This is a genomic window from Sphingorhabdus sp. EL138, assembly GCF_900258045.1.
GTDB lineage: Bacteria > Pseudomonadota > Alphaproteobacteria > Sphingomonadales > Sphingomonadaceae > Parasphingorhabdus.
Genome location: NZ_OGVD01000004.1, coordinates 864061 through 889338, shown reverse-complemented (window position 1 = coordinate 889338; position 25278 = coordinate 864061). Strand labels below are relative to the sequence as shown.

Annotated in this window: 25 protein-coding genes and 1 tRNA gene; 24 read left to right on the top strand and 2 right to left on the bottom strand. The window is 53.5% G+C overall.

The window, feature by feature from the left end; genetic code table 11:
- The first annotated feature begins 4 nt into the window (after positions 1-4).
- The 11 genes from DK507_RS14135 to DK507_RS14085 all read left to right on the top strand — a co-directional run bounded on the left by DK507_RS14135 (position 5) and on the right by DK507_RS14085 (position 14190).
- The gene (locus DK507_RS14135; RefSeq protein WP_109356981.1) at positions 5-790 is read left to right on the top strand and encodes an enoyl-CoA hydratase-related protein; all 786 of its coding nucleotides are present in this window, start codon (positions 5-7) and stop codon (positions 788-790) included.
- Positions 790-2928, top strand: a complete 2139-nt coding sequence (scpA, locus tag DK507_RS14130; RefSeq protein WP_109356980.1) for a methylmalonyl-CoA mutase — start codon at positions 790-792, stop codon at positions 2926-2928. Before DK507_RS14135 ends, scpA begins: the two co-directional genes overlap by 1 nt.
- The gene (bioB, locus tag DK507_RS14125; RefSeq protein WP_109356979.1) at positions 2925-3956 is read left to right on the top strand and encodes a biotin synthase BioB; all 1032 of its coding nucleotides are present in this window, start codon (positions 2925-2927) and stop codon (positions 3954-3956) included. Before scpA ends, bioB begins: the two co-directional genes overlap by 4 nt.
- A complete protein-coding gene (locus DK507_RS14120) occupies positions 3953-4210 on the top strand; it encodes a hypothetical protein (RefSeq protein ID WP_109356978.1) in 258 nt (85 codons plus the stop codon). The genes bioB and DK507_RS14120 overlap by 4 nt, the downstream gene beginning before the upstream one ends.
- Positions 4192-6162, top strand: coding sequence for an acetyl/propionyl/methylcrotonyl-CoA carboxylase subunit alpha (locus DK507_RS14115; RefSeq protein WP_109356977.1), 1971 nt, complete (start codon positions 4192-4194; stop codon positions 6160-6162). The genes DK507_RS14120 and DK507_RS14115 overlap by 19 nt, the downstream gene beginning before the upstream one ends.
- Before the next feature lie 25 nt (positions 6163-6187).
- A complete protein-coding gene (locus DK507_RS14110) occupies positions 6188-7825 on the top strand; it encodes an MFS transporter (RefSeq protein ID WP_109356976.1) in 1638 nt (545 codons plus the stop codon).
- 18 nt (positions 7826-7843) lie between these two features.
- On the top strand, positions 7844-8899 hold the full coding sequence (gene alr, locus DK507_RS14105; protein ID WP_109356975.1) for an alanine racemase: 1056 nt from the start codon (positions 7844-7846) through the stop codon (positions 8897-8899).
- A 197-nt stretch (positions 8900-9096) separates the two neighbouring features.
- Positions 9097-9738 carry a polyhydroxyalkanoate synthesis repressor PhaR gene (gene phaR, locus DK507_RS14100; RefSeq protein WP_109356974.1) on the top strand — a complete coding sequence of 214 codons (642 nt, stop codon included), beginning with the start codon at positions 9097-9099 and terminating at the stop codon, positions 9736-9738.
- Positions 9739-9789: 51 nt separating this feature from the next.
- Complete coding sequence (gene proS, locus DK507_RS14095; RefSeq protein ID WP_109356973.1) at positions 9790-11325, top strand: proline--tRNA ligase; 1536 nt, start codon at positions 9790-9792, stop codon at positions 11323-11325.
- Positions 11325-13610 carry a ribonuclease R gene (gene rnr, locus DK507_RS14090; RefSeq protein WP_109356972.1) on the top strand — a complete coding sequence of 762 codons (2286 nt, stop codon included), beginning with the start codon at positions 11325-11327 and terminating at the stop codon, positions 13608-13610. Before proS ends, rnr begins: the two co-directional genes overlap by 1 nt.
- 58 nt (positions 13611-13668) lie before the next feature.
- Entirely contained in the window at positions 13669-14190 is a 522-nt protein-coding gene (locus DK507_RS14085; protein WP_109356971.1) for a peroxiredoxin-like family protein, read from the top strand.
- 4 nt (positions 14191-14194) lie between these two features.
- Here DK507_RS14085 and DK507_RS14080 read toward each other — a convergent pair whose 3' ends face one another.
- Positions 14195-14650, bottom strand: a complete 456-nt coding sequence (locus tag DK507_RS14080) for a universal stress protein (protein ID WP_109356970.1) — start codon at positions 14648-14650, stop codon at positions 14195-14197.
- A 149-nt stretch (positions 14651-14799) separates the two neighbouring features.
- Here DK507_RS14080 and DK507_RS14075 point away from each other — a divergent pair, with 149 nt between their 5' ends.
- The 9 genes from DK507_RS14075 to DK507_RS14040 all read left to right on the top strand — a co-directional run bounded on the left by DK507_RS14075 (position 14800) and on the right by DK507_RS14040 (position 21055).
- Positions 14800-16107, top strand: coding sequence for a pyruvate dehydrogenase complex dihydrolipoamide acetyltransferase (locus tag DK507_RS14075; protein WP_109356969.1), 1308 nt, complete (start codon positions 14800-14802; stop codon positions 16105-16107).
- A complete protein-coding gene (locus tag DK507_RS14070; protein WP_162559061.1) occupies positions 16104-16529 on the top strand; it encodes a hypothetical protein in 426 nt (141 codons plus the stop codon). The genes DK507_RS14075 and DK507_RS14070 overlap by 4 nt, the downstream gene beginning before the upstream one ends.
- Positions 16522-17919, top strand: coding sequence for a dihydrolipoyl dehydrogenase (gene lpdA / locus DK507_RS14065; RefSeq protein ID WP_109356967.1), 1398 nt, complete (start codon positions 16522-16524; stop codon positions 17917-17919). The genes DK507_RS14070 and lpdA overlap by 8 nt, the downstream gene beginning before the upstream one ends.
- A 192-nt stretch (positions 17920-18111) precedes the next feature.
- Positions 18112-18321 (top strand): endonuclease domain-containing protein, encoded by a 210-nt coding sequence (locus DK507_RS18105; RefSeq protein WP_367889560.1) that lies wholly within the window; start codon positions 18112-18114, stop codon positions 18319-18321.
- Positions 18260-18493: a DUF559 domain-containing protein gene (locus DK507_RS18100; RefSeq protein ID WP_254054393.1), complete on the top strand. Its 234-nt coding sequence runs from the start codon at positions 18260-18262 to the stop codon at positions 18491-18493. The genes DK507_RS18105 and DK507_RS18100 overlap by 62 nt, the downstream gene beginning before the upstream one ends.
- Before the next feature lie 52 nt (positions 18494-18545).
- Positions 18546-19454 (top strand): aminotransferase class IV, encoded by a 909-nt coding sequence (locus DK507_RS14055; protein ID WP_109356966.1) that lies wholly within the window; start codon positions 18546-18548, stop codon positions 19452-19454.
- Positions 19451-20191: an HAD family hydrolase gene (locus DK507_RS14050; RefSeq protein ID WP_254054392.1), complete on the top strand. Its 741-nt coding sequence runs from the start codon at positions 19451-19453 to the stop codon at positions 20189-20191. The genes DK507_RS14055 and DK507_RS14050 overlap by 4 nt, the downstream gene beginning before the upstream one ends.
- A gap of 126 nt (positions 20192-20317) precedes the next feature.
- Positions 20318-20662: a hypothetical protein gene (locus tag DK507_RS14045; protein WP_109356965.1), complete on the top strand. Its 345-nt coding sequence runs from the start codon at positions 20318-20320 to the stop codon at positions 20660-20662.
- A gap of 180 nt (positions 20663-20842) precedes the next feature.
- On the top strand, positions 20843-21055 hold the full coding sequence (locus DK507_RS14040; RefSeq protein ID WP_109356964.1) for a hypothetical protein: 213 nt from the start codon (positions 20843-20845) through the stop codon (positions 21053-21055).
- 27 nt (positions 21056-21082) lie between these two features.
- Here the strand turns inward: DK507_RS14040 and DK507_RS14035 are convergent.
- A tRNA-Ser gene (locus tag DK507_RS14035) sits at positions 21083-21172 on the bottom strand.
- Between the two features lie 186 nt (positions 21173-21358).
- Here DK507_RS14035 and DK507_RS14030 point away from each other — a divergent pair.
- From DK507_RS14030 to tmk, 4 genes are read left to right on the top strand one after another with little or no spacing between them, the layout of a single operon-like run.
- Positions 21359-22399, top strand: a complete 1041-nt coding sequence (locus tag DK507_RS14030) for a lytic transglycosylase domain-containing protein (RefSeq protein WP_109356963.1) — start codon at positions 21359-21361, stop codon at positions 22397-22399.
- Positions 22383-23441, top strand: coding sequence for a septal ring lytic transglycosylase RlpA family protein (locus DK507_RS14025; RefSeq protein ID WP_109356962.1), 1059 nt, complete (start codon positions 22383-22385; stop codon positions 23439-23441). The genes DK507_RS14030 and DK507_RS14025 overlap by 17 nt, the downstream gene beginning before the upstream one ends.
- Before the next feature lie 52 nt (positions 23442-23493).
- Positions 23494-24654, top strand: coding sequence for a D-alanyl-D-alanine carboxypeptidase family protein (locus DK507_RS14020; protein WP_109356961.1), 1161 nt, complete (start codon positions 23494-23496; stop codon positions 24652-24654).
- Positions 24651-25277 (top strand): dTMP kinase, encoded by a 627-nt coding sequence (tmk, locus tag DK507_RS14015; protein ID WP_109356960.1) that lies wholly within the window; start codon positions 24651-24653, stop codon positions 25275-25277. The genes DK507_RS14020 and tmk overlap by 4 nt, the downstream gene beginning before the upstream one ends.
- Position 25278: the final 1 nt, after the last annotated feature.

Sequence of the window (25278 nt, the reverse complement as noted above, 5' to 3'; positions counted from 1 at the left end):
AAATATGGAATTCGAGAATATCAAACTGAACATTGCCGATCAGGTGGCAACCATCACGCTGAACCAGCCAAGCCGCTTGAACGCTTGTTCTCTGGACATGGCGGATGATTTGTTACTGGCACTGGACAAGCTGGAGGATGCACGCGCTGTCATCATTACCGGTGAAGGGCGCGCCTTTTGTGCCGGTGCCGATCTGCAGGCCAAAGGCGGCGCCAGCGCTTTGTCGGGTGGGCAGGGCTCCTATGCGGCGCTAAATCAGCACTATAACCCGCTGATGTTGAAACTCGCCAAGCTGGATATTCCAACCATCACTGCGGTCAACGGCCCTGCCGCAGGCGTGGGTTGTTCCATTGCGCTGGCCAGTGACTTTGCCATTGCCGGTAAATCCGCTTATTTCTTGCAGGCTTTTGTCAATATCGGCTTGGTACCCGATGGCGGCGCAAGCTGGATGCTCACCCGGCTGGTAGGCAAGGCCCGTGCCACAGAGATGATGATGCTCGGCGAAAAAATTCCCGGTGAAAAAGCCGCAGATTGGGGATTGGTCTATAAATGTGTCGACGATGCAGCTTTGATGGATGAGGCCAATGCGCTGGCGAAGCGACTGGCCGGCGGACCAACTGTTGCGCTGGGTGTCATGCGTCAAAATCTGGCCGCGGCGCTGGAAAGCGACTATGCTTCAGCCCTGTTGAAAGAAGCGGAGGGGCAGCGACTGGCCGGTGACAGCAACGATGCACGTGAAGGTGCGATTGCCTTCCTGCAGAAACGGAAAGCCGAATTTAAGGGCGAATAATGACTGACAAACCGACGATAGAAGACTGGAAAGCGCTCGCGGACAAAGAGGTCAAAGGGCGCGACCTGACTTGGGAGACACCAGAAGGTATCGGCGTCAAACCACTTTACACAGCGGATGATACCGGTGATCCGGGTCTTCCTGGCTTCGGACCCTTTACGCGCGGTGTGAAGGCCAGCATGTATGCCGGACGGCCATGGACCATTCGTCAATATGCTGGCTTCTCTACCGCCGAAGAGTCCAATGCCTTCTATCGTCGTAATCTCGCTGCTGGTCAGAAAGGTCTCTCGGTAGCTTTCGACCTCGCGACCCATCGCGGCTATGACAGCGACCACCCTCGAGTTGTCGGCGACGTCGGTAAAGCTGGCGTCGCGATTGACAGTATCGAGGATATGAAAATTCTGTTCGACGGAATTCCGCTCGATACCATGTCGGTTTCGATGACCATGAACGGGGCGGTTATTCCGTGTCTGGCCTTCTATATCATTGCTGCAGAAGAGCAGGGCGTTTCCCAGGACAAGCTTGCGGGCACGATCCAGAATGACATTCTTAAAGAGTTTATGGTCCGCAACACCTATATCTATCCGCCTGCGCCTTCCATGCGGATTATTTCGGATATTATAGCCTATACGTCCGAGCATATGCCGAAATTCAACAGCATTTCGATCAGCGGCTATCATATGCATGAAGCCGGTGCGACGGCGGTACAGGAATTGGCTTTCACCATTGCCGATGGCCGTGAATATGCCAAACAGGCCATGGCAACAGGTCTGGATATTGATGCATTTGCAGGCCGCCTGAGTTTCTTTTTCGGCATCGGGATGAACTTCTTCATGGAAGTCGCCAAGTTGCGTGCCGCACGAACTTTGTGGCACCGCGTAATGACCGATCTGGGCGCACAATCGGAACGGTCCAAGATGTTGCGGACCCATTGTCAGACATCAGGCGTTTCGCTGACCGAGCAGGATCCATACAACAACGTGATTCGGACGACCATCGAGGCGATGGCCGCTACATTGGGCGGCACCCAATCACTCCACACCAATGCGCTGGATGAAGCGATTGCGCTGCCGACCGACTTTTCCGCCCGGATTGCCCGCAACACACAGATTGTTTTGCAAGAAGAAGCCGGCATTACCAAAGTCGTCGATCCGCTCGGTGGCAGCTATTATGTCGAAGCCCTGACCGACGAACTGGTCGAAAAGGCCTGGGAGATTATCGAGCGGGTGGAAGCTGAGGGCGGCATGGCCAAAGCCGTGGCCGATGGCTGGCCCAAGGGCATGATCGAGGAAGCTGCTGCCGGTCGTCAGGCGCGGGTCGATAAGGGCGACGATGTCATTGTCGGCGTGAACAAATATGTTCTGGAAGACGAGGACCAGCTCGAAACACTCGATATTGACAATGCGAAAGTGCGGCAGGGGCAGATCGCTCGCCTCGACAAGATGCGCAAAGAGCGGGATGAGGATGCCTGTCAGACGGCATTGCAAGCTATCACTGACGGCGCCAAGGCCGATGGCAATATGCTGGCGCTTGCGGTCGATGCCGCACGCAAACGTGCTTCTCTGGGCGAAATATCCGATGCAATGGAAGCCGCCTTTGGCCGTTACGCAACCAAGCCGACACCGGTGAAAGGCATTTACGGAGCTGCCTATGAGGGCGATCCTCAATATGCTCTGGTGGTGGATGGTGTTGATACCGTGTCCCAGCGCCTTGGCCGCAAACCAAAAATCCTGGTCGCGAAAATGGGGCAGGACGGGCATGACCGCGGCGCCAATGTCGTATCCAGCGCTTTTACCGATATGGGATTCGATGTGATATCCGGCCCGCTATTCCAGACACCGGGAGAAACCCGCGATCTGGCTCTTTCGGAAAATGTTGATGCCGTGGGCGCGTCCAGTCTGGCCGCTGGCCACAAGACGTTGATTCCCGAATTGGTGCAGATGCTGCGCGATTCGGGGCGCAGTGATATCAAGGTTTTTGCCGGCGGCGTTATCCCGCCGCAAGACTATGAATTTCTCCGTAAATCGGGTGTTGTCGGAATCTATGGACCAGGCAGCAATATTGTGGAATGTGCCGCTGACATATTGCGCCTGCTGGGCCACAACATGCCACCTGAAACCGAGGAAGCCGCTGAATGACCGAAACCGAAGTGAGTGACGCAAGCGAGACCGCTGTCAGACAAGACTGGTCACGCGAAGAAATTGCGGACCTGTTCAACCTCCCCTTTGATGAATTGTTGTTTCAAGCAGCCACCATGCACCGTCAGCATCACACACCGGGGCAGGTGCAACTTTCTACATTGCTATCAATCAAAACCGGCGGATGTCCGGAAGACTGCGGTTATTGCAATCAATCTGCTCATGCCGAAAGTGGTCTGAAAGCGGAAAAACTTCTTGATGTCCGCTCGGTACTGCAAACGGCGGCGCAAGCCAAAGACCGCGGCTCATCCCGTTTTTGCATGGGTGCAGCATGGCGAAATCCCAAAGACCGCGACATGCCGGCGATTATCGAAATGGTCAAAGGCGTCCGGCAAATGGGCATGGAAACGTGCATGACCCTTGGCATGTTGACCCAGAAACAATCGGACATGCTGGCTGAGGCAGGGCTGGATTATTACAACCACAATATCGACACGTCACCCGAGCATTATGAAAAGGTGATCACAACGCGGACTTTTGACGATCGTCTCGAAACGCTCGAAAATGTGCGGACCAGCGGCATCAATGTGTGCTCTGGCGGGATTGTCGGCATGGGCGAGACACGCGAAGACCGGGTCGGATTTATTCATGCGCTCGCAACATTACCTAAACATCCAGAGAGTGTTCCTGTGAATGCGCTGGTTCCTGTCAAGGGCACCGTGCTTGGCGATATGCTTGCCGATACGCCGCTAGCGAAAATCGACGATATCGAGTTTGTCCGCACGATTGCGGTAGCGCGGATTACGATGCCAGCCTCGATGGTGCGACTATCCGCTGGCCGGGAATCGATGTCGGAAAGCACACAGGCGCTCTGCTTTATGGCAGGAGCGAACAGCATATTTACCGGTGATAAATTGCTGACAACTGGCAATGCAGGCGATGATGCCGACGAAGCGATGTTTGAAAAACTGGGACTGGTTCCGATGGCAGCGGAACTGAGGGATAGCGCGTTGGAGGCGGCTGAGTGATCTCAAACCGTGTCTTTCTAAAAGTGTTTGTGGCGGTCGCCATCGGAATTTTATGGTTTGGCTTGGTTACAGCTTTCTTGATGTTTTCAAATTCTCAGTTGGGTGGCTGCAAAAATGCACTTGAGATGAAAATTGCAAACGGAGAGTGCAGCGGACCATCATTGTTGTTTTTGGCTTGTATCATCCTGCCCTATTTGCTTTCCATTTTTGTGATTATTCGCGAGAAAAATAAATTATGTTCAAAAAAATACTAATCGCCAATCGTGGTGAAATTGCTTGCCGGGTCATTCGCACGGCTGAGAAAATGGGTATCAAAACGGTTGCTGTTTATTCCGACGCAGATGCGCGCGCACCACATGTGCAGATGGCAGATGAGGCTGTGCATATCGGGCCTTCTCCTGCAGCAGAGTCTTATTTGATTGCGGACAAGATTATTGCGGCCTGTAAGGAAACTGGAGCAGAAGCGGTACATCCCGGCTATGGCTTTCTCTCCGAACGCACCAGCTTTCCGGAACAGCTTGCTGAAAACGATATCGCCTTTATCGGGCCACCACCCAATGCGATTGCCGCCATGGGTGACAAAATTGAATCCAAAAAACTGGCCGAGAAAGCTGGAGTCAGCGTTGTTCCCGGCCATATCGGTGAGATTGATGACACCGATCACGCCGTCAAAATTTCTGGCGAAATCGGCTATCCGGTGATGATGAAAGCCAGCGCTGGCGGCGGCGGAAAAGGCATGCGTCTCGCTTGGAACGAGAAAGACGTCCGCGAAGGCTTTGAGGCGACCAAGCGGGAAGGGCTTGCCAGTTTCGGCGATGACCGGGTGTTTATCGAAAAATTTATCGAACAACCTCGCCATATTGAAATTCAGGTGCTCGGCGATAAGCATGGCAATGTCATCTATCTCGGCGAACGCGAATGTTCGATTCAGCGGCGGCACCAGAAAGTCGTCGAAGAGGCGCCATCTCCTTTTGTTGACCCTGAAATGCGCAAGAAAATGGGTGAACAGGCGGTCGCTCTGTCCAAAGCGGTGGATTATCACAGCGCGGGTACAGTCGAACTGATCGTCGGCGCGGACAAGAGTTTCTATTTCCTTGAAATGAACACCCGGTTGCAGGTCGAGCATCCCGTTACCGAATATATTACCGGTCTCGATCTGGTCGAACAGATGATCCGCGTGGCCTATGGCGAGAAGCTACCGCTGACGCAGGATGATGTGACCCTCACCGGTTGGGCGGTCGAAAACCGCGTCTATGCCGAAGATCCCTATCGCAACTTCCTGCCGTCCACCGGACGTCTGGTTAAATATAACCCGCCAGAAGCCGAAGAAGGCATCAGGATAGATGACGGTGTTGCGGAGGGCGGCGAAGTCTCGATCTTCTATGATCCGATGATTGCCAAACTGATCACCTATGGCGAAACCCGCATTGAAGCCATTGATCGTCAGATTGATGCGCTGAACCGGTTCGAGATTACCGGACCGGGACACAATATCGATTTTCTTTCAGCGCTGATGCAGCATGAGCGGTTTCGCGAGGGCAATATCACGACCAATTTTATTGCCGAAGAATATCCTGATGGTTTTCAGGGGGCACCCGCGACGGATGATTTGCTGCGTAATCTCGCTGCCATTGCTGCTTTTGCTGCGACTGCCCACGCGGATCGCGCACGCCGGATTGACAATCAATTGGGTCAGCGGCTGCAACCGCCATCTGAATGGGAAGTCAAAATTGGTGACAGCATTCAGCAGGTCTCCGTATCCGAAGAAGCTATTCTGGTCGATGATCAGGATATCGACCTGTCTGTAGCTTACACGCCTGGTGATAGCCTGATTCTCGCCAATATTGGCGAAGAACCCCTGTCGGTGAAAATTGCCAAGACCGCCAATGGCTTTGCGCTCAACACACATGGCGCAACCCACAAGGTGCAGGTCTTGCCTGCCCATATCGCGCAACATGCCGTGTATATGATAGAAAAGGTTCCGCCGGATCTTTCCAAATATCTCCTTTGCCCGATGCCGGGACTGCTTGTGGCGCTGCACGTCAAAGAAGGCGACAAGGTCGAGGAAGGCCAACCATTGGCCGTGGTCGAGGCAATGAAGATGGAAAATATCTTGCGTGCAGAGAAAAATGCCGTCGTGAAATCGGTCGAGGCGGAACAAGGGGATAGCCTTGCCGTCGATGCAGTGATACTCGAACTGGAATAATCAAAGCACCTTGGGGAGGGCGAATATGGCCAGTGAGGCAGCCGTTGCAATGCAGCGCGAACCAACCGACAAGGAAATCAAGCTTGTCATCGGCGCGTCATCCGCCGGAACGATATTCGAATGGTATGATTTCTTTATCTACGGAACCTTGTTCTACATCATTGGCCCCACCTTTTTCCCAAGCGGTAATGAAACACTTGAAATCCTGTTGGTTTGGGCAACTTTTGCGATCGGCTTTGGTTTCAGACCTGTAGGCGCTGTCCTGTTTGGCTTTCTGGGCGATCGACTGGGGCGCAAATATACGTTTCTGGTTACCGTCACCCTGATGGGGATAGCGACCGCTGGTGTTGGCTTGATCCCCAGTGCCGAAACCATCGGACTGGCAGCGCCAGCGATTGTTATCTTCCTGCGTGTTTTGCAGGGACTGGCGCTGGGCGGCGAATATGGCGGTGCGGCCATCTATGTCGCGGAACATGCACCAACAGAGAAACGCGGTTATTATACCAGCTATATTCAGGCCAGCGTTGCCGGCGGCTTTGTATTGTCCATTGGCGTGGTGCTAGCTTGCCGTTTCCTGATTCCAACCGATGATTTCAACGATTGGGGCTGGCGTATTCCCTTCTTGCTCTCGATAATATTACTCGGCATTTCGCTGTGGATGCGCTTGAAGTTGAATGAAAGTCCGGTTTTCCAGGCGATGAAGGCTGAAGGAAAAACCTCCAAAAACCCGTTCACCGAAAGCTTTTCCTATCCCGGCAACAAGAAGCGGATTTTCGTCGCCCTGTTCGGGATTACCGGGATATTGACCACGATTTGGTACACAGCCTTTTTCTCCGGCATGTCATTTCTTCGTGGCCCAATGAATGTCGATGATTTGACTGTTGACCTGATTCTGTTTTTCGCCGGTTTGATTGCGATGTCTTTCTATCTTGTCGTCGGAAAATGGTCAGATAAAGTAGGACGGAAGAAGCCGATTATCGTTGGCGCAATCCTGTCTCTATTTCTTCTTTTCCCATCCTTCTGGGGCTTGGGACAACTTGCCAATCCCGGATTGTCGGCGGCATCGGAGGCTACTCCGGTTCGTGTAGAAGGCACGGCTTGCAGCACGGACCCCTTTGCCGAGCTGTTCAGCCGTGAACAAAGCGACTGCGGCAAGATTCTGGAGACTTTGACGGCTTCTGGTGTTGCCTATACGGTCACCGATGCATCGGATTTGAAACTCTTCGCTGGCAGCGAGGAAATCGCAGTCGACACGGCTTGGTTCAGTGACGGGGCGGCGCGGCGGGACGGAATTCGCAGCGCACTCAGTGCTTCAGGCTTTGATTTCGAAGAGCAGCAGCTTGGAGCTGTGCGCATATTGGGCATTGTCGCAATATTGCTCGTTTTGGGCGCGCTCAGCGCACTCACTTACGGATCAGTAGCGGCGCTCCTGGCTGAGATGTTCCCACCAAAAATCCGCTATAGCTCCATGTCGATACCTTACCATATCGGGGCGGGATATCTCGGCGGTTTTCTGCCCCTGATTGCGGGCTATATCGTCGCTCGATCGGGTGATGTCTATTCAGGCCTCTGGTATACCTGGGTCGTCGTTGCCTTTGGCGTTATCGTAGCCTGGTGGGGCATTCCCAAGGACCCGGAAGCAGCACTCGACGAAGCAGATTAAACTGACTATCGCCGCATCATGAGCGATAAAGTCATTGATATTCCATCACCCACAAGGCTGCGTTTGGATGCCGGCGCCTTGCTATCCAATTGGCACGCGCTGGATAATATGAGCGGTGCTGCCAGCGCTGGAGCAGCGATAAAGGCCAACGCTTACGGTCTTGGTGCCGTTGAGGTTTTTCAGCGTTTGCAATCCGCAGGTTGCCGGGATTTCTATGTCGCCAATTGGCGGGAAGCCAAGGAGATAGAATCTTGTGCCGAGGCACACACCAACATCTCCGTTTTAAACGGCGTACGTCCGGAAGACATGCCATTTGCCATCACATCATCCGCCAAACCGGTATTGAACAGCGTGGAACAAGCAGTCCGATGGCGTGAAACGGGACGCCCATGCGACCTGATGATCAATAGCGGGATGAACCGCCTAGGCATCAATGTTTCGGAATTGCATCAGTGCGACTGGAGTGAAATGAATATCGACATTGTTATGAGCCACCTAGCTTCTGCAGACGAGGATGTCCCCCAAAACGAAGCTCAACTGGAGCAGTTTGCCAACGCGCTGCAACTTGTGCCCGGGAAGCGACGGAGCCTCAGCAACAGTGCAGGTATCGCTTTGGGACAAGACTATCATTTCGATTGCACCAGACCTGGGTTGTCTCTTTACGGAGGAAAGCAAAGACCGGCGCTCGTTGAGACAATTCAGCAAGTGGCTTTCCCGGAAGTGCAAATTCTACAGACCCGTAACCTGCAACACGGTGATCAGGTAGGCTATAACGCCAAATACACAGCTGAAAGAGACCATCCAATTGCCATATTGGCGATGGGATATGCCGACGGATATTTGCGCGGCTTTTCCAACACAGGTATATTTTCCAAGGATCAAACCAAGCTGCCCGTTCTCGGGCGTATATCGATGGATTTGGTCGCGGTTGATATATCCGACGCTCCTGACCTTAAAGAATCTGATTGGATCTCAGCAGATTATGATCTGCCAAGAGCATCGCTCCAGTCCGGCCTGTCGCAATATGAACTGATAACTGGTCTGGGCAATCGTTACAGCCGTTACTGGGCCTGATTTGAGCATCTGCCATATCGCAAACGCACATGAACTAATCGGCTAAATTCCGCGCCGATTGCAATATACAAAACTCAGGGAGCAGCTTTGGTTGCGGCGATGCACAATTTTGTCTAAAGCGGTCGGAATAGCAAAGATTTTTCAAGCTCTATCGACTTAATCCGAAAAAAATGGCGATATGGTTCACAGGAGATAACATGGCGAAGACAAAAAAGGGTGATCCGGACGGCCCGATCATAATAAAAAAATATGCCAACCGGCGACTCTACAACACACAGACGTCCAATTATATTACGCTGGATTTTCTGGCGGAAATGACGCGTGATGATGTTGACTTCGTGGTCGTCGACGCGAAAACTGGTGATGACATTACACATAATGTGCTCACCCAGATTATCGTTGATGAGGAAAGCAGCGGTCAGAATATGCTGCCGGTCAATTTCCTGCGCCAGCTTATCTCCATGTATGGCAACAGCATGCAGTCACTGATGCCGTCATATCTCGAAGCATCAATGGACAATTTTCGCAAAAACCAGAAACAGTTTCAGGAAGCTGTCGAAGGGGCTCTCAATAAAAATCCCTTGGGACAGATGGCAGTCAAAAACCAGAAGCAGTTTCAGGAAGCCATTGAAAATGCCTTGAAATCCAGTCCGCTGGGCAGCGTCGTCGAAAAAGCGTTGAATCCGCTGGGACTAGGGGACAAAACAGCATCTAACGATGAAGAACCGGTGTTAGAGCCAGAGCCGGAAGAAGAAATGTCTGCAAAAGACAAAGAGATTATGGATCTCAAACAACAGCTGGCAGATATTCAATCGAAGATAGATAATCTCGACGATTGATTCGACCTCCAGGTCTCCGATTTTAAAACTTTTCCGACAGGAACAGAATACGTGAAGAAAAACGCTCTATCCGTAACCAGAGAAGCTGACTTTTCAGCTTGGTATCAACAGCTTATTGCCGAGGCCGATTTGGCTGAAGAGTCCGGCGTGCGCGGATGCATGGTCATGCGGCCGTGGGGCTATGGTATCTGGGAGCGGGTACAGTTTCTCATGGACCAGCGGATCAAGGCCACCGGTCATGAAAACTGCTATTTCCCATTGTTCATTCCGCTCAGTTATTTCGCCAAGGAAGCGGAACATGTCGATGGCTTTGCCAAGGAAATGGCAGTTGTTACGCATCACCGGTTGATGAAAGACAATGCTGACGGCCTTGTAGTTGATCCAGAGGCAAAGCTTGAAGAACCTTTGGTAGTCCGGCCAACGTCCGAAACCGTCATCGGCACCGCCTTTTCGCGCTGGGTACAAAGCTGGCGCGACCTGCCAGTTATGATCAACCAGTGGGCCAATGTTGTGCGTTGGGAAATGCGGACACGAATGTTCCTGCGAACCAGCGAGTTCCTTTGGCAAGAAGGTCATACCGCCCATACAACACGCGACGAAGCGATGGAAGAAACGCTCGACATATTGGAAATGTACCGCAGCTTCTCTGAAGATGTGCTGGCGATGCCTGTTGTTGCTGGTGAGAAACCCGAGAATGAGCGTTTTCCTGGCGCGGACGCCACCTATTCTATCGAGGCAATGATGCAGGACGGTAAGGCATTGCAAGCCGGCACCTCGCATTTTCTTGGCCAGACCTTCTCCAAGGCTCAAAACATCCGCTATCAGGACAAGGAAGGACAGTTTCAGTTCGCCTATACGACGAGTTGGGGCACTTCTACGCGGCTCATCGGCGGCGTGATCATGACGCATGGTGACGATGATGGCCTACGCGTACCTCCGCTTATTGCGCCATATCAAGTGGTGGTCATTCCCATGCTGCGCGACAAGCCAGAGGATGAAGAGGTTCTCGATTTCTGTACCGCGCTTACGAAACAACTGTCCGGACTGCGGGCTTTTGACGAGAATGTCCGGGTTAAACTCGACAAGAGCGGCGCCAAGGCGTCGAACAAGCGTTGGTCCTGGGTCAAAAAAGGCGCGCCGCTTATATTGGAGATTGGGCCGCGAGATGTTGCGGAAGGCAATGTGTCGGCTCTTCGCCGCGACGCGCTTTATAAAGATAATGGCAAGCTCGATGCCCAGATTCTTGCGAAAGACACCTTTGCGGAACAGGCGCCGACGTTGTTGAAAGAAATCCAAACGAAATTGCATGGTGAAGCCAAGCAACGACTGGATTCCAATATTACGCGCGGTTTGACCGATTTTACGGATGTTCAGAAATTCTACAAAGAGAATAAAAAATATCCTGGTTGGCTGGAAGTCCAATGGTGCCGTGCAACCGGCGAAGAACTTGATCAGATTGAAGAGAGACTGAAAAAGCTGAAACTGACCTTCCGCAATGTACCGAACGAGGCAGCAGCGGTGGACGGCAACTGTATTTTCACGGGTAAGCCAGCGGTCGAACGGATTCTTATCGGCAAAGCCTATTAATGGCGAAATCGTCCAAATCTCACAAGCCAAGACAGGTTCCGTCGCGCAAACAGATATTGGACTTTATCGAAAAGTCAGACCAACCCGCCGGTAAACGGGAAATCGCCAAGGCCTTTCGCTTGCGTGGGTCGGACAAAATTGCTCTCAAGGCTTTGCTGAAAGACATGGCCGACGAAGGCCTGATCGACAGCACACCTGGCCGGGCCTTTCACAAAATGGGCGGTATTCCCAAGGTCACGGTGCTGAAAATCGTCGAAATCGACGGCAATGAGGCGATTGGCATGCCCGAACGCTGGGAAGCCGAAGCCCCCGCACCCCGGCTGCGTATCAAGGAGCGTGGTCGCCGCGCGGCCTTGGCTGTCGGTGACCGTATTCTCGCGCGCACGGAAGAACGTGGTCAGGGCCATATCGCCTTCATCATGAAGAAAATTGCCCAAAGCAGTGATATGCTGATGGGCGTTGTCGAAAAGGACGAGCGCGACCGGTTCTGGCTGAAGCCTGTAGATCGAAAAATTAGACGCAGCACAGCTATATCCGATTTGGGTGGAGCGGAAGTAGGGAAACTGGTTCTTGCAGAGCCCGTCGGTCGCGGTAGTCAAGTAAAGGCACGCATTAAAGAAGTCCTAGGTGATCCTTTTGCACCCAAGTCATTCAGCCTGATCGCCATCCATAAATATGAAATTCCGCTAGAATTTCCGACAGATGTTTTGGATGAAGCCGCGCATGCCACCAAGCTGGAACTCAGCAAAGAGGACAGGGAAGATCTCACCGATCTGCCCATAGTTGCGATCGATCCTGCCGATGCGCGTGACCATGACGATGCTATCTGGGCGGCGCCCGATGATGATGCCAATAATGCGGGCGGTTTCAAGGCGATTGTCGCGATCGCCGATGTATCCTTCTATGTTCGCAGCGGCAGCAAGCTGGATCGTGAAGCATACAAGCGCGGCAATAGTGTCTATTTCCCTGACCGGGTTGTTCCAATGTTGCCCGAGGCGCTGTCTACGGATGTCTGTTCGCTCAAGCAGGATGTCGATCGGGCGGCATTGGCATGTCATCTCAAAATTGATGCCAAGGGCAAGGTTACTTCCTCGCGTTTCACGCGGGCGATTGTTCGGCTGACCGGCAATATTGCTTATGAAGACGCGCAGGCCGCAATGGACGGGAAACAGGATCATCCCATGAAGGCGAGCGCTCTTGAGCCGCTTTGGGCGTGCTGGAAATTACTTGCCAAAGCCAGAGATGGCAGAGAACCCCTCAATCTTGACCTGCCAGAAAAGCGGGTAGTCCTGGATGATCAAGGCCGGATTGCCGAGATTGCGACGCGGGAACGGCTCGATGCGCACCGCCTGGTAGAGGACTACATGATCGCGGCCAACGTCGCTGCGGCTAAAATGCTCGAATCCAATAAATCACCGCTCATTTACCGGGTTCACGAAGTACCCTCGCGCGAGAAGCTCATTGCGCTCAAAGACTATCTCAAGAGCTTTGATGTCAGTTTTGCAATGGGACAGGTGATCAAGCCATCGGTTTTCAATCGCCTGATTGAGCAGGTTGGCGAGGCGGAGATTTTACCGTTGGTCATGGAACAGATATTGCGCAGTCAGACGCAGGCTTATTATGGGTCCACCAACATGGGGCATTTCGGCCTTTCACTGGGCAGCTATGCGCACTTCACCAGCCCGATTCGGCGCTATGCCGACCTGATTGTGCACCGCGCTTTGGTGAGTGGTTGCAAATTGGAACAGCCGAAACCCAAGAATGATCTGATCCCTGCACAAAGTGGGTTGAGCAAGGACATGGCTGACAAGCTGGACCTGATATCCGAAAAGATCAGCCAACTGGAACGGCGCGCGATGATGGCCGAACGTGAGACGGTGGATCGTTATATCTCGGCCCATTTATCCGATCATGTTGGTCAGATACTGAAATGCCGGATCACCGGTGTCCAGAATTTCGGTTTTTTTGCCACTGTAGAGGAATTGGGCGGGGACGGCTTGGTTCCTGTCCGGACACTGGGTGTGGAACGGTTCGACTATGACGAGCAAAAACAACAATTCGAGGGTGTTGAAACAGGCGTAACCTATAATATCGGGCAAAAACTCGACCTGCGGTTGGTAGAAGCTAATGCTGCCACAGGTAGTCTGCTCTTTGAACTTGCGGAAGGAGCCGATCACATGCCGGGTCGCCATGAGCCCCGGCGCGGACGCAGTGGCCCCAAAGGAAAGCCGCATCGTAAGGGAAAACGCGGTCGTCCGGCAAATATTCGTCATCGCAGCCGATAATGTAACCGGATGAGCGCAGGGAACGAATAAGCAGGCACAATCATAAAAGGATATCCTGATGACGACCCTGATACCGACTCAAGCCGTTCCAGATTTCACTGTACCGATGACAGATGGCGGGCAGTTTCAACTCAGCCAACGTGCCGGTGATAACTTTACTCTGTTGTTATTCTATCGTGGTCTGCATTGCCCGATCTGCAAAGGGCAATTGCGCGACCTGCAAAGCAAGCTCGGTGATTTCGCCGAACGCGGCGTTACTGCTGTCGCCATCAGCATGGATGATCAGGAACGCGCCCAAAAGTCGGCCCATGATTGGGGCATTGATGAGCTGATGCTTGGCTATGGTCTGAGCGAAGACATAGCTCGTGAACTGGGTCTGTATATCTCTGCCGGACGACCAGACAGCCCGGAACCTTCGATTTTCTCTGAACCGGCTCTGTTTCTGGTCCGTCCAGACCAGACACTCTATTTTGCCAGCGTCCAAAGCATGCCATTTACACGGCCGCCACTAGATCAATTGATGATGGGTATAGACTACGCGCTGGCCAATGATTATCCGGCGCGCGGCGAACTGGGCTGAATTCCTAACTTAGGCGGTCAATCTCTTCCTTGCTCAGTGACCCGGGTACAACCATTACCGGGCAGGGGAGGGTACCCGCTTCCGTTGCCGCAAAGTGAGTCACCAACGGACCAGGCGAGCCATTACCAGCGGCACCCAGAACGAGGGCCGCCAATCCGTCAATCTCGCCCATCAATTTACGGACATCCTTGGCGCCTTTACCTTCCTTGACGGTGATAGAGGGCCTGATTCCGGTTTCGTCAAACAAAGTACCCGCAGCGCTTGAAACTAAAGCTTCGGCCCGGTTCTTGGCTTCTTCCTCTAACGTAGCCTGTACGCCGCCCCAGGCAACGAATCCTTCGCTCTCCACCAACGCCAATATGTGCAAAGCACCATTGGTTTTCATCGCCCGGCGTGAAGCGAAACGAAGCGCTATGCTTGCCTCCTCGGTTTCGTCAATAACCACTAGGTAAGTACGCATGAAAACTCCCCAACTGACAGCGCATTTCTACTATTAAAACCATGCTTGCGATAAAAGCCTGTGATATGCAAGATTTACACAGCTTGCGCTTTCCTGTGATTTGCGCATAAACGCGTGCAACGTTGATATAGAATAAGGGTTTCCTCTCCATGCCGATCAACCTTCAAATGCCCGCTTTGTCACCGACGATGGAAGAGGGGACGCTGGCCAAATGGCTAGTCAAAGAGGGCGATGAGGTCGCTTCAGGCGATCTATTGGCCGAGATCGAAACCGATAAGGCGACGATGGAGTTTGAGGCGGTTGACGAAGGCACGATTGCTAAGATTGTCGTTGCCGAAGGGACCGATAATGTCAAAGTCGGCGAAGTGATTGCTATCATTGCTGAAGAGGGCGAAGATGTTGCTGAGGCTTCGAAAGGTGGTGAAGGTTCCGCGGAGAAGCCCAAGAAGGAAGCACCCGCTCCGAAAGGTGAGGAAAAGCCTGCGAAACCGTCACGGGACGTTACTCCAAAGGTTACGGACCCGGCCCCGAAAGGTGACGCCCCGGCGTCTGAAGGAGAGCGGATCAAGGTCAGCCCGCTGGCCCGGCGTCTGGCCGAGCAGAAAGGCGTTGATCTCGGCGCGCTCAGCGGCTCCGGTCCCGGCGGACGGATTATCAAGGCGGATATTGATGCGGCCGAAGGCGGCACAGCGCCAGTTAAAAGCCAAGCCGCCGTGCCCGCACCAGCCCCTGCCGCAACGCCTGCATCTGCGGCCAGCGATTTCGATATTCCGCACACGTCGGAGAAACTGTCCGGCATGCGTAAGACCATTGCCCGCCGCCTGACCGAGGCGAAGCAGACCATTCCGCATATCTATCTGACCGTGGATATCCAGCTCGACAAGCTGCTCAAACTGCGTAGCGAACTCAATGCGACGCTGGAACCACGCGGCGTCAAACTGTCGGTCAATGATCTGCTGATCAAGGCGCTGGCGGTCTCGCTGATGCAAGTTCCGAAATGCAATGTCTCAATTGACGGCGATCAGCTCAAGACATTTGCCCGCACCGATATCTCGGTGGCCGTGAGTATTCCCGGCGGCTTGATCACGCCGATTATCACGAGCGCCGACACCAAGTCGCTCAGCACCATCTCCACCGAGATGAAAGATCTGGCTGGCCGCGCCAAGGACGGCAAGCTCAAGATGCATGAATATCAGGGCGGCACCGCCAGCATCTCCAATATGGGCATGTTCGGCATCAAGAATTTCGATGCGGTCATCAACCCGCCACAGGCGATGATCATGGCCATCGGGGCAGGACAGAAGCGCCCCCATGTCATTGACGACAGCCTGCAAATCGCCACCGTCATGAGCGCCACCGGCAGCTTCGACCACCGGGCCATTGACGGCGCCGACGGCGCGCAGTTGATGCAGGTGTTTAAAGAGCTGGTGGAGAACCCGTTGGGGATGCTGGCTTGAGTCCAGCAGGAAACATCATTCGTTATTTTTCTGTGGCTTTACTAGTTTCCCTTCAGACAGCAATTCTCGGAATTATGTATGAAGGCAATGCTGATACGACGTCTGTGATAAATGTTCTGAGTTATATTTTTTTCCTTTCCGCGCTGTATTTCCCGTTTGTTTTGGTGTGTAGTTTTTTGATCGGCATTCCCTCGCTGTTGTTTTTTAGGAAGGTGGGCTGGACCAACGGTCCATTTGTTTTGGGGGGATTAGGTGCAATTGTTGGCACATTCGCATGTTTGCTGGTTTTGAAGTTATTCGGCGCTAGCATAACTAATGTGTTTTCAATCGGTATTTTACTAGGAGGAACTGGGGGAGTTACCGCTGGAATTTTGTGGTGGCTATTGGTTGAACGAACTGAATTGAAAGAAAATTATGACTAAATCTTATGACCTCATCATCCTCGGTTCCGGCCCCGGCGGCTATGTTGCGGCTATCCGTGCCTCGCAACTCGGCCTGAAAACCGCGATTGTGGAACGCGAAAATCTGGGCGGTATCTGCCTCAACTGGGGCTGTATTCCGACCAAGGCACTCCTCCGCTCAGCGGAAGTGTTTCACAATATGAAACATGCTGCGGATTATGGTCTGGCGGCGGAGAAGATCAGTGCCGATCTCGACGCGGTGGTCAAACGCTCTCGCGGGGTGGCGAACCAGCTTAACAAAGGCGTCACCGGCCTGATGAAGAAGAACAAGATCGATGTGGTCATGGGCGACGGCAAGATAGTCGAAAAGGGCAAGGTCGCCGTCAAGACAGAGAAGGGCGACGAAGAACTCACCGCGAAGAATATCATCATCGCCACTGGTGCCCGCGCCCGCGATTTACCCTTTGCCAAGGCAGACGGCAAACGCATCTGGACCTATCGCCACGCCATGACGCCGCCGGAAATGCCCAAGAAACTGCTGGTTATCGGCTCTGGCGCGATCGGGATCGAATTTGCGAGCTTCTATAATGACATGGGCGCCGAGGTGACCGTGGTCGAGATGATGGACCGCATCGTGCCAGTGGAAGATGAGGAAATCTCCAAATTCCTTGAAAAGTCGCTGAAGAAGCAAGGCATGACCATCATGACCGGCGCCGGCGTCAAGAGCATCGAAACGTCAGCCAAGGGCGTCAAGGCGGAGATTGAAGACAGCAAGGGTAAGAAAGCCAGCCATGACTTCAGCCATGTCATTGTAGCGGTGGGTATCCAGCCCAATGTCGAAACCGTCGGTCTGGACGAACTAGGCATCGAACCGGACGAGCGCTTCCATATCAAGACGGACGCGATGTGCCGGACCAATGTCGAAGGTATTTACGCGATCGGTGACGTCACCGGCGGACCGTGGCTGGCGCACAAGGCCAGTCATGAAGGCGTTATCGCGGTGGAAGCGATAGCAGGCGGTCACCCGCATGCCATGGATGTAAACAATATCCCCGGCTGTACCTATTGCCATCCCCAGATTGCCAGCGTCGGCCTGACCGAGGCGAAGGCCAAAGCGGCGGGTCATGACGTCAAAGTCGGTAATTTCCCGTTTATCGGCAATGGTAAGGCCATCGCACTGGGCGAGACCGAAGGTTTCATCAAAACCGTGTTCGATGCGAAAACCGGCGAATTGCTGGGCGCGCATATGATCGGGGCCGAGGTTACCGAGTTGATCCAAGGCTATACCGTGGGCAAGACGCTGGAGACGACCGAAGCCGAATTGATGAACACCGTCTTCCCGCACCCGACTCTGAGCGAAATCATGCATGAAAGCGTGCTCGACGCGTATGAGCGCGTTTTGCACATGTGATTGGACGTTACCCCTCACCAACGTCGCCTAAGCAATAAATTGCTAAGGCTTTGGTATCCTCTCCCTCAAGGGGAGAGGAGGGTTGTTCTTTGCAGTTTCGGCCACTTTTCCTCTCCCCTTGAGGGAGAGGACAGATTTACTTACGAACTTGTTCGTTAGAAAATCTTGGTGAGGGGTCGAGGCAAAGCACCAATGACCGGTTATAAACCGCAAACTCTAAAACGCGCCAAACAGCTCCGTCGCGACATGACGCCTCAGGAACGCCTGCTTTGGAACCGGCTAAGAGACCGGCAATTAGGCGGATATAAATTTCGGAAACAACAACCGATAGGTCCTTATATTGTCGACTTCATATGCAACAAAAAAGAAACTGATTGTGGAAGCAGATGGATCGCAACATGATGATAATGATCATGATCTGGCGCGCGATCAATGGTTGAAGAAGCAAGGCTATTCTGTTCTTAGATTTTGGAATAATGAAATAGGCGAGAATTTAGAGGGCGTTTTGGAAGCTATTTTGGTTGCGCTTTCCCAAGACCCCTCACCAACGTCGCCTAAGCGCCCTCGGCGCTAAGGCTTTGGTGTCCTCTCCCTCAAGGGGAGAGGAGAAAAGAGGGAAACTATCGATGGCAAAAGGAACGCATGACTATGTCGAGGATGCTCGCAACGAAACGATCCTGATCAACGTCAACGGCACTATCACACCGCGGGCCGAGGCCATGGTGTCGGTGTTTGACAGCGGTTTCATGCTGGGGGATGGGGTCTGGGAAGGCTTGCGGGTCCACAAGGGCCGTATAGCGTTTCTCGGCGCGCATATGGATCGCTTGTTCGAAGGCGCCAAAGCCATCGCCATGGATATTGGCATCAGCCGGGAAGAGCTGGTCGCGCGGCTTTATGAGACGATAGAGGCTAATGGCATGACCGCTTGCCATATCCGCCTGATGGTGACACGCGGTATCCGCTCGACGCCCTATCAGGACCCGCGAGTGGTCATTTCACCGGCGACGATTGTGATCATTCCGGAATATAAGGAAGCCCTGCCAAGCATGGTGGCGAACGGCATCCGGTTGTTTACCGTCCATGTCCGGCGCGGCGATCCGGCGGTGCAGGACCCGAAATTGAACTCGCACAGCAAGCTGAACTGCATAACCGCCTGCATTCAGGCGACACAGGCCGGGGCAGACGAGGCATTGATGCTGGATCCGCAGGGCTTTGTGGCGACTTGCAACAGCACGCATTTCTTCATTGTCCGCAAAGGCGAAGTGTGGACATCCAGCGGTGACTATTGCCTGGGCGGGATCACGCGGAGCAATGTCATTCAGCTCTGCCGGGAGAATGACATTCCGGTCTATGAGAAGAATTTCTCCCTGACCGATGTTTATGGTGCCGATGAAGCCTTTGTAACCGGTACTTTTGCCGGTGTTGTGCCGGCAACAGAGGTGGATGGCCGCATATTGAGCAAGGGCAGGGGACCGATGGTAGAACGGCTGCAGGAACTTTATAAAGCCTTGATTGAACGCGACACGACGTCATGACGTCAGAGCCCATTCGCATCGCCATGTGGTCGGGCCCGCGCAACATCTCGACCGCTATGATGCGCAGCTTTGGCAGCCGCAGTGATTGTGCGGTTACCGATGAGCCCTTTTACGGCGCTTTCCTCAAAAAGACCGGTTTTCGGCAACCCATGGCTGACGAGATTATCGCATCGATGGATTGCGATTGGGATACCGTTACATCGGCAATGCGCGGGTCGGTTCCGGGCGACAAGGCGCTTTGGTATCAGAAACATATGCCGCATCACATGGTTGATAAGATTTCTATTGCCGACTTTCCGGAGCATCGACACGCCTTCCTGATCCGTGAACCGGAGCAGGTCGTCGCCAGCTATGCAGCCAAGCGCGTCGAAGTCACGCCCGATGATCTGGGATATCAGCGACAGGTTGAATATCTTGATCAGGCGGCTCAAATCACCGGCTCTGCGCCGATCGTGATGGACAGCGCGGATATATTGCACAATCCCGAAAGCCATTTGAAGGCGCTTTGCGGGGCTCTTGATATTCCTTGGGACGCGGCGATGCTGCGCTGGAACACAGGGATACGGGATACGGATGGGATATGGGCGTCCCACTGGTATAACCGGGTCATAGATACCACAACATTCGCACCGACAAAGGACAGCGAACCCGTGCTGTCCGATGCTCAGCGAAAAGTAGCGGATGCGTGCCGGCCATTTTATGACAGACTATCAGGCTATCGACTCAAGATTCTCTAATATTTGACAAAAAAGGCCAGTTTTTGTGAGTGAGGAAAATGCACCGTCATTGCTCCAGATACGCTTTTCGTAGCATTACACAGACATGTTGTGATATATACGAAGCATAGCTTTTAGGAGGATTTTATGTTCATGTTATCAACTGTCGCCCTCTTAAGTGCCGCTACTGCCGGTATGGCCGATGCGGAAACAAGCAGGGTCAATTACTCGAACTGTCTAACCGATTTCACCGTTACCCATCTTACCCAGAAGACCGCGCGCGGCCCGTTTAAAAAAGCCGTTAAGGACGCTTGCACAGATGAACGCAGCGCCATGATAGCAGCGATGAAAAAGGATGAACTGGAATTTGGCAGTACGGAACAGGAAGCCACAACTTATGCTACCGAAGAAGCGGACGGCGTTCTGTTTGCTTTCACTGACGGTTATGCGGGCTACATGAGTTCCGGTACCATGCCAGTAAAAGAAGAATAAAGCTTCCTTCTCTCCAGCCCGAATTGCCTCAATATGTCCGGGCAACAGGTTGGGCGCTGGTAAATAATGGCGCAAATCTCAGCTATTGCTCATAGTGCCGCATAGCGTTCGCATCCGGCGTTCGTTATCTTATGCATAACTTTCCTAAAAGCAGGCGGGCCCCGCAAGAAGGAAAAAATCATGTATAAGTTAATCGTTTCAGGCGCCGCGCTCCTGCTGTTGAGCGCGTGCGTGTCATCGAGTAAAGATGTCGAATCATCTTCCGATGAATTTATCCCGGAAGGCTATGATCCCGACGCCGGCCCGGCAGAGCCGAGCGACGAGCCTGAGGATGATTCCTATGTCCCTGAAAGAAGCGAGGAAGGCCCCAGAGGCGGTCTGGCGAACCACTAAAGACGCACAAATATAAGGTGAAATGGCTGGCGGACAGGGTGGGATTCGAACCCACGGTACGCTTGCACGCACGCCGGTTTTCAAGACCGGTGCATTCAACCACTCTGCCACCTGTCCGCTCTAGCCGAAAGCCTCCTAGCGCCCTCTTTTTAAAAGCGCAAAGATTATTATGGCAATTGCGTGTCCCGGCGAAAAAAGCCGGGATATAAAGATTATCCGGCGGGTCGTTGTTCGCGTGCGATATTTAGGGATTCCCCTGAGAGTCAGTTTGTGCGACAACATGTTGAAGAAGGGAAGTTTTCCATGCGTTTCACCTCTGCGATTGCCCTCAGCGCGCTTGCATTTTTCAGTTTACCCTATTCCCACAGCGACAATGCCGCGGTTGCGCAGTCCACGAGCGGCTTTGATAGCTATATGCAGCAAGTCGGTCGCAAGGCTTTGCAACAGGGAGTCAGTCAGCGCACCCTGGACAGGGTCTTGCCCAGCCTGACCTATAATCCCCGCGTCATTCAGCTTGACCAGTCGCAACCTGGCGGCCGGCCCAATAGCGCTATTCCGCCCTTCGCACCGTATAAACGCCGGCATGTTGATGCCGCGCGGATTAACGGCGGGAAAGCAAAATACAGGCAGCTCATTTCCAAACTGGCCGATGTCGAACGTGAATATGGCGTGCCGGGACCAATGATCATGGCAATTTACGGTCATGAGACCAATTACGGCCGCATCACTGGGAATTTCGATATCCCCCGGGCACTTGCAACACTCGCCTATGAAGGTCGGCGGCGCGCCTTGTTTGAAGCAGAGTTTCTGGCAGTCCTGAAAATGATCGATAATGGTGTTCCGCAGTCCGCCATGAAGGGCAGCTGGGCAGGGGCCATGGGCAAACCGCAATTCCTGCCCTCGGTTTATCTCCGGCTTGCCAAGGACGGCAGCGGAGACGGTTATGCGGACATCTGGAACAGCGAAGCCGATGCGGTTGCGTCAATCGCCAACTATTTCGTGAACGCCGGATGGCGGCGCGGAGAGCCGTGGGGCATAGCCGTTCGGGTTCCTGCATCACTCAACCGGGATGCAATAAAAAACAAAACCAAAGCCGTGCGCTGCCCCAGGGTCCATGAGCGCCACAGCCAGTGGAAAAGCATGGCCGAATGGCGCGCGTTGGGTGTCGCGCCTGTAACGGGACGGCGTTTGAGCAACGACACCATGGCAACACTGCTGGAGCCGGACGGGCAGGGAAAGACCGCATATTTACTAACCGGCAATTATCGTGTGATATTGGACTATAACTGTTCAAATTTTTACGCGTTATCAGTGGGGCTATTGGCAGATGAAATTCGCAGTTAGAATATTGAGTGCGAGCGCGCTTGCCGCTTTGCTCGGCAGTTGCGGCACGATTGATGGTGTGAATGACAATGCCGATGTCCGCGTTCCGACCCCGTCTTCCAGTTCCGCGTCGAGCGGGATAACCGATTATCCGGTCAAGATCGGCAAACCCTATCAGGTGCGCGGAAAAACCTATACGCCGGAAGATGTCTCTAGCTATGACAATGTCGGCTACGCCAGCTGGTATGGTGACGAACTCGCCGGCAATCCGACCGCCAATGGGGAGCGGTTTAACCCGAACGGCATCAGTGCAGCCCATAAAACGCTGCCACTGCCGAGTTATGTCGAAGTCACCGCTCTGGATACCGGACGGACAATATTGGTCAGGGTGAATGATCGCGGACCGTTTGCGAATGATCGACTGATTGATCTCTCCCATGGTGCCGCCAAACAGCTGGGTATCGATCAACAAGGCGTTGCAGGTGTACGGGTGCGCAAAGTCAATCCGAATGAGCAGGAACGTGTCGTCCTGCGCAACGGCGGAGCCGCCACCGAACGGATAGCGACGCCAGATTCCCTGTTGACCATTTTACGCAAAAATCTCGCTAAATTGCCAACACCGGATGCAGTAGTCCAGCGCGCCAGTGCTCCGGCACCAGGCAGGGCAGTCAATAATAGCGGCATCGGTGCTTCTTATGTCCCAACATCAAGTTCCGCACCGGTGCAAGCTGGTTCCCGGGATGGAAAATTCATTATCGAAGGCGCGGGACAGCAAACTAACCCGCCGAAGACCGCAAAGAAACGCACGGTGAAACAGGCGGCGAAAAGCAAAACCCCGATAGCAGCTGGCGGTTACACTGTTCAGGTCGCAGCTTTCGGAAACAAAAGCCGCGCAAATGCGATGGCTCGCAAAATCGGTGCAAAGGTTATATCCGATGGCAGCGGGCGGATCTGGCGTGTGCGCTATGGCCCCTACGCCACCGAAAATGATGCCAAAGCCGGGCTGGCACAGGCGCGAAAGCGCGGCTATAACGAAGCAAGAATCCTGCGTCCCGGAAAATAAAATCCGGTGTGCAGGTCCAATTGCTAACATCTGATCTGGAACCGGGAATTTAATGAACAGGACTTTTTGGGCGTCACTGCCGCTACTCGCCATTTCCTCTGCTGTCCTTGCGGCACCAGTTTATGAAACCGACGCACCGATTGCCTATATGACTGACCTGTCATCCGGCGCGATCCTGTTTGAAAAAAACGCGGACAAGCAAATACCGCCCGCATCGATGGCAAAGATGATGACCGTCTATGTCGCCTTTGACCAGATTGAAAAGGGCAAGCTGGCCCTCGACCAGAAAGTGAAAATCCAGCGGGCAACCTGGCAAAAATGGACTGGGCAGGGTTCCACGATGTTTCTGGGCGCAAATGACGAACCAACAGTCAAGGACCTGTTGCACGGTATCGTTACGCTATCCGGCAATGATGCCAGTGTTGTTCTGGCAGAGGCGATTGGCGGTACGGAAGAAAATTTCGCGGATTTGATGACCAAAACCGCCAAGCGCATTGGCATGAAAAACAGCCGCTTTGGTAACAGCACCGGATGGCCCGATGAAGGAAAAACCCTGGTAACCGCGCGCGATCTTGGCGTTTTGGGAACCCGGCTTTCTGCTGATTTTCCAAAACTCTACAAGGATTTCTTCGGACTCACCGAGTTTACCTGGGGCAAAACCAATAGCGGCGAGCCGATCACGCAACCCAATCGTAATCCCCTGCTCGGCAAAATTGACGGGGCAGATGGTCTGAAAACCGGACATACGGAGGAAGCGGGCTTTGGATTTACCGGCTCTGCGGAGCAAAAAGGGCGTCGCATCGTCTCCGTGCTGGCTGGCCTGGACAGCTATGGCGGCCGCAGCAATGAATCGGTGAAGTTCATGAACTGGGGCTTCAACGCCTGGGAAACCAAAAACCTGTTCAAAAAGGGCACAAAGGTTCAAACGGCGGAAGTCCAGCTGGGCGATAGCTCTTCTGTGGATCTGGTTGCGCCCAAAGACCTGTTTGCCACGCTACCAAAGGGTTCTGACGGACAGCTCTCGATGAAAGTGCGCTATAATGGTCCGATCAAGGCACCAATCGCGGCAGGGCAGCAGATTGCGACCCTGCTCGTATCAACCGATGATGCTGGCACCCAGTCTATGCCATTGGTTGCAGGTGAAGCGGTTGAGGAAGCCGGTTTCTTTGACCGAGTCTGGGCAGGACTTAAATCCCTGCTGGGTCTGGCGTGACCGGACGTTTTATCAGTCTGGAAGGCGGGGAGGGGACGGGCAAGTCCACACAGGCCAAGGCATTGGCGACCGCTCTTGAAGGCCGGGGACTTAAAGTCCATCTGACTCGCGAACCAGGTGGTACACCGGGTGCAGAGGTCATTCGCGAGCTTCTGCTAAGCGGCCATGATGAAAAATGGAATATGCGGACCGAGGCGCTTTTATTTGCTGCGGCAAGGTCCGAGCATTGTGGGTCGCTGATCAGACCCGCACTGGAACGCGGTGAATGGGTGATCAGCGACCGGTTTGTCGACAGCAGCCGCGCCTACCAGAGCGTCAGCGGACTGTTGAGCGACGAAGATATCATGGCTTTGCATGGTGTCGGCAGCGAGAACCTGATGCCTGACCGCACTTTCATCCTCGATTTACCGGAAGAAGTAGCCGCACGCCGTGCCGAGGCCCGGGATCGAGGGGACAGTGATCGCATAGGTGGCCGTGATAGCGACTATCATCGATCGGTCATGGCCAAATTCCGGCAATATGCCGACGAAGAACCAGATCGGGTAAAATTGGTCGATGCATCTCAATCACCAGAGGATGTAACAGCAAATTTGCTGCAAAACCTGACCGACCTGATAGGTTGAC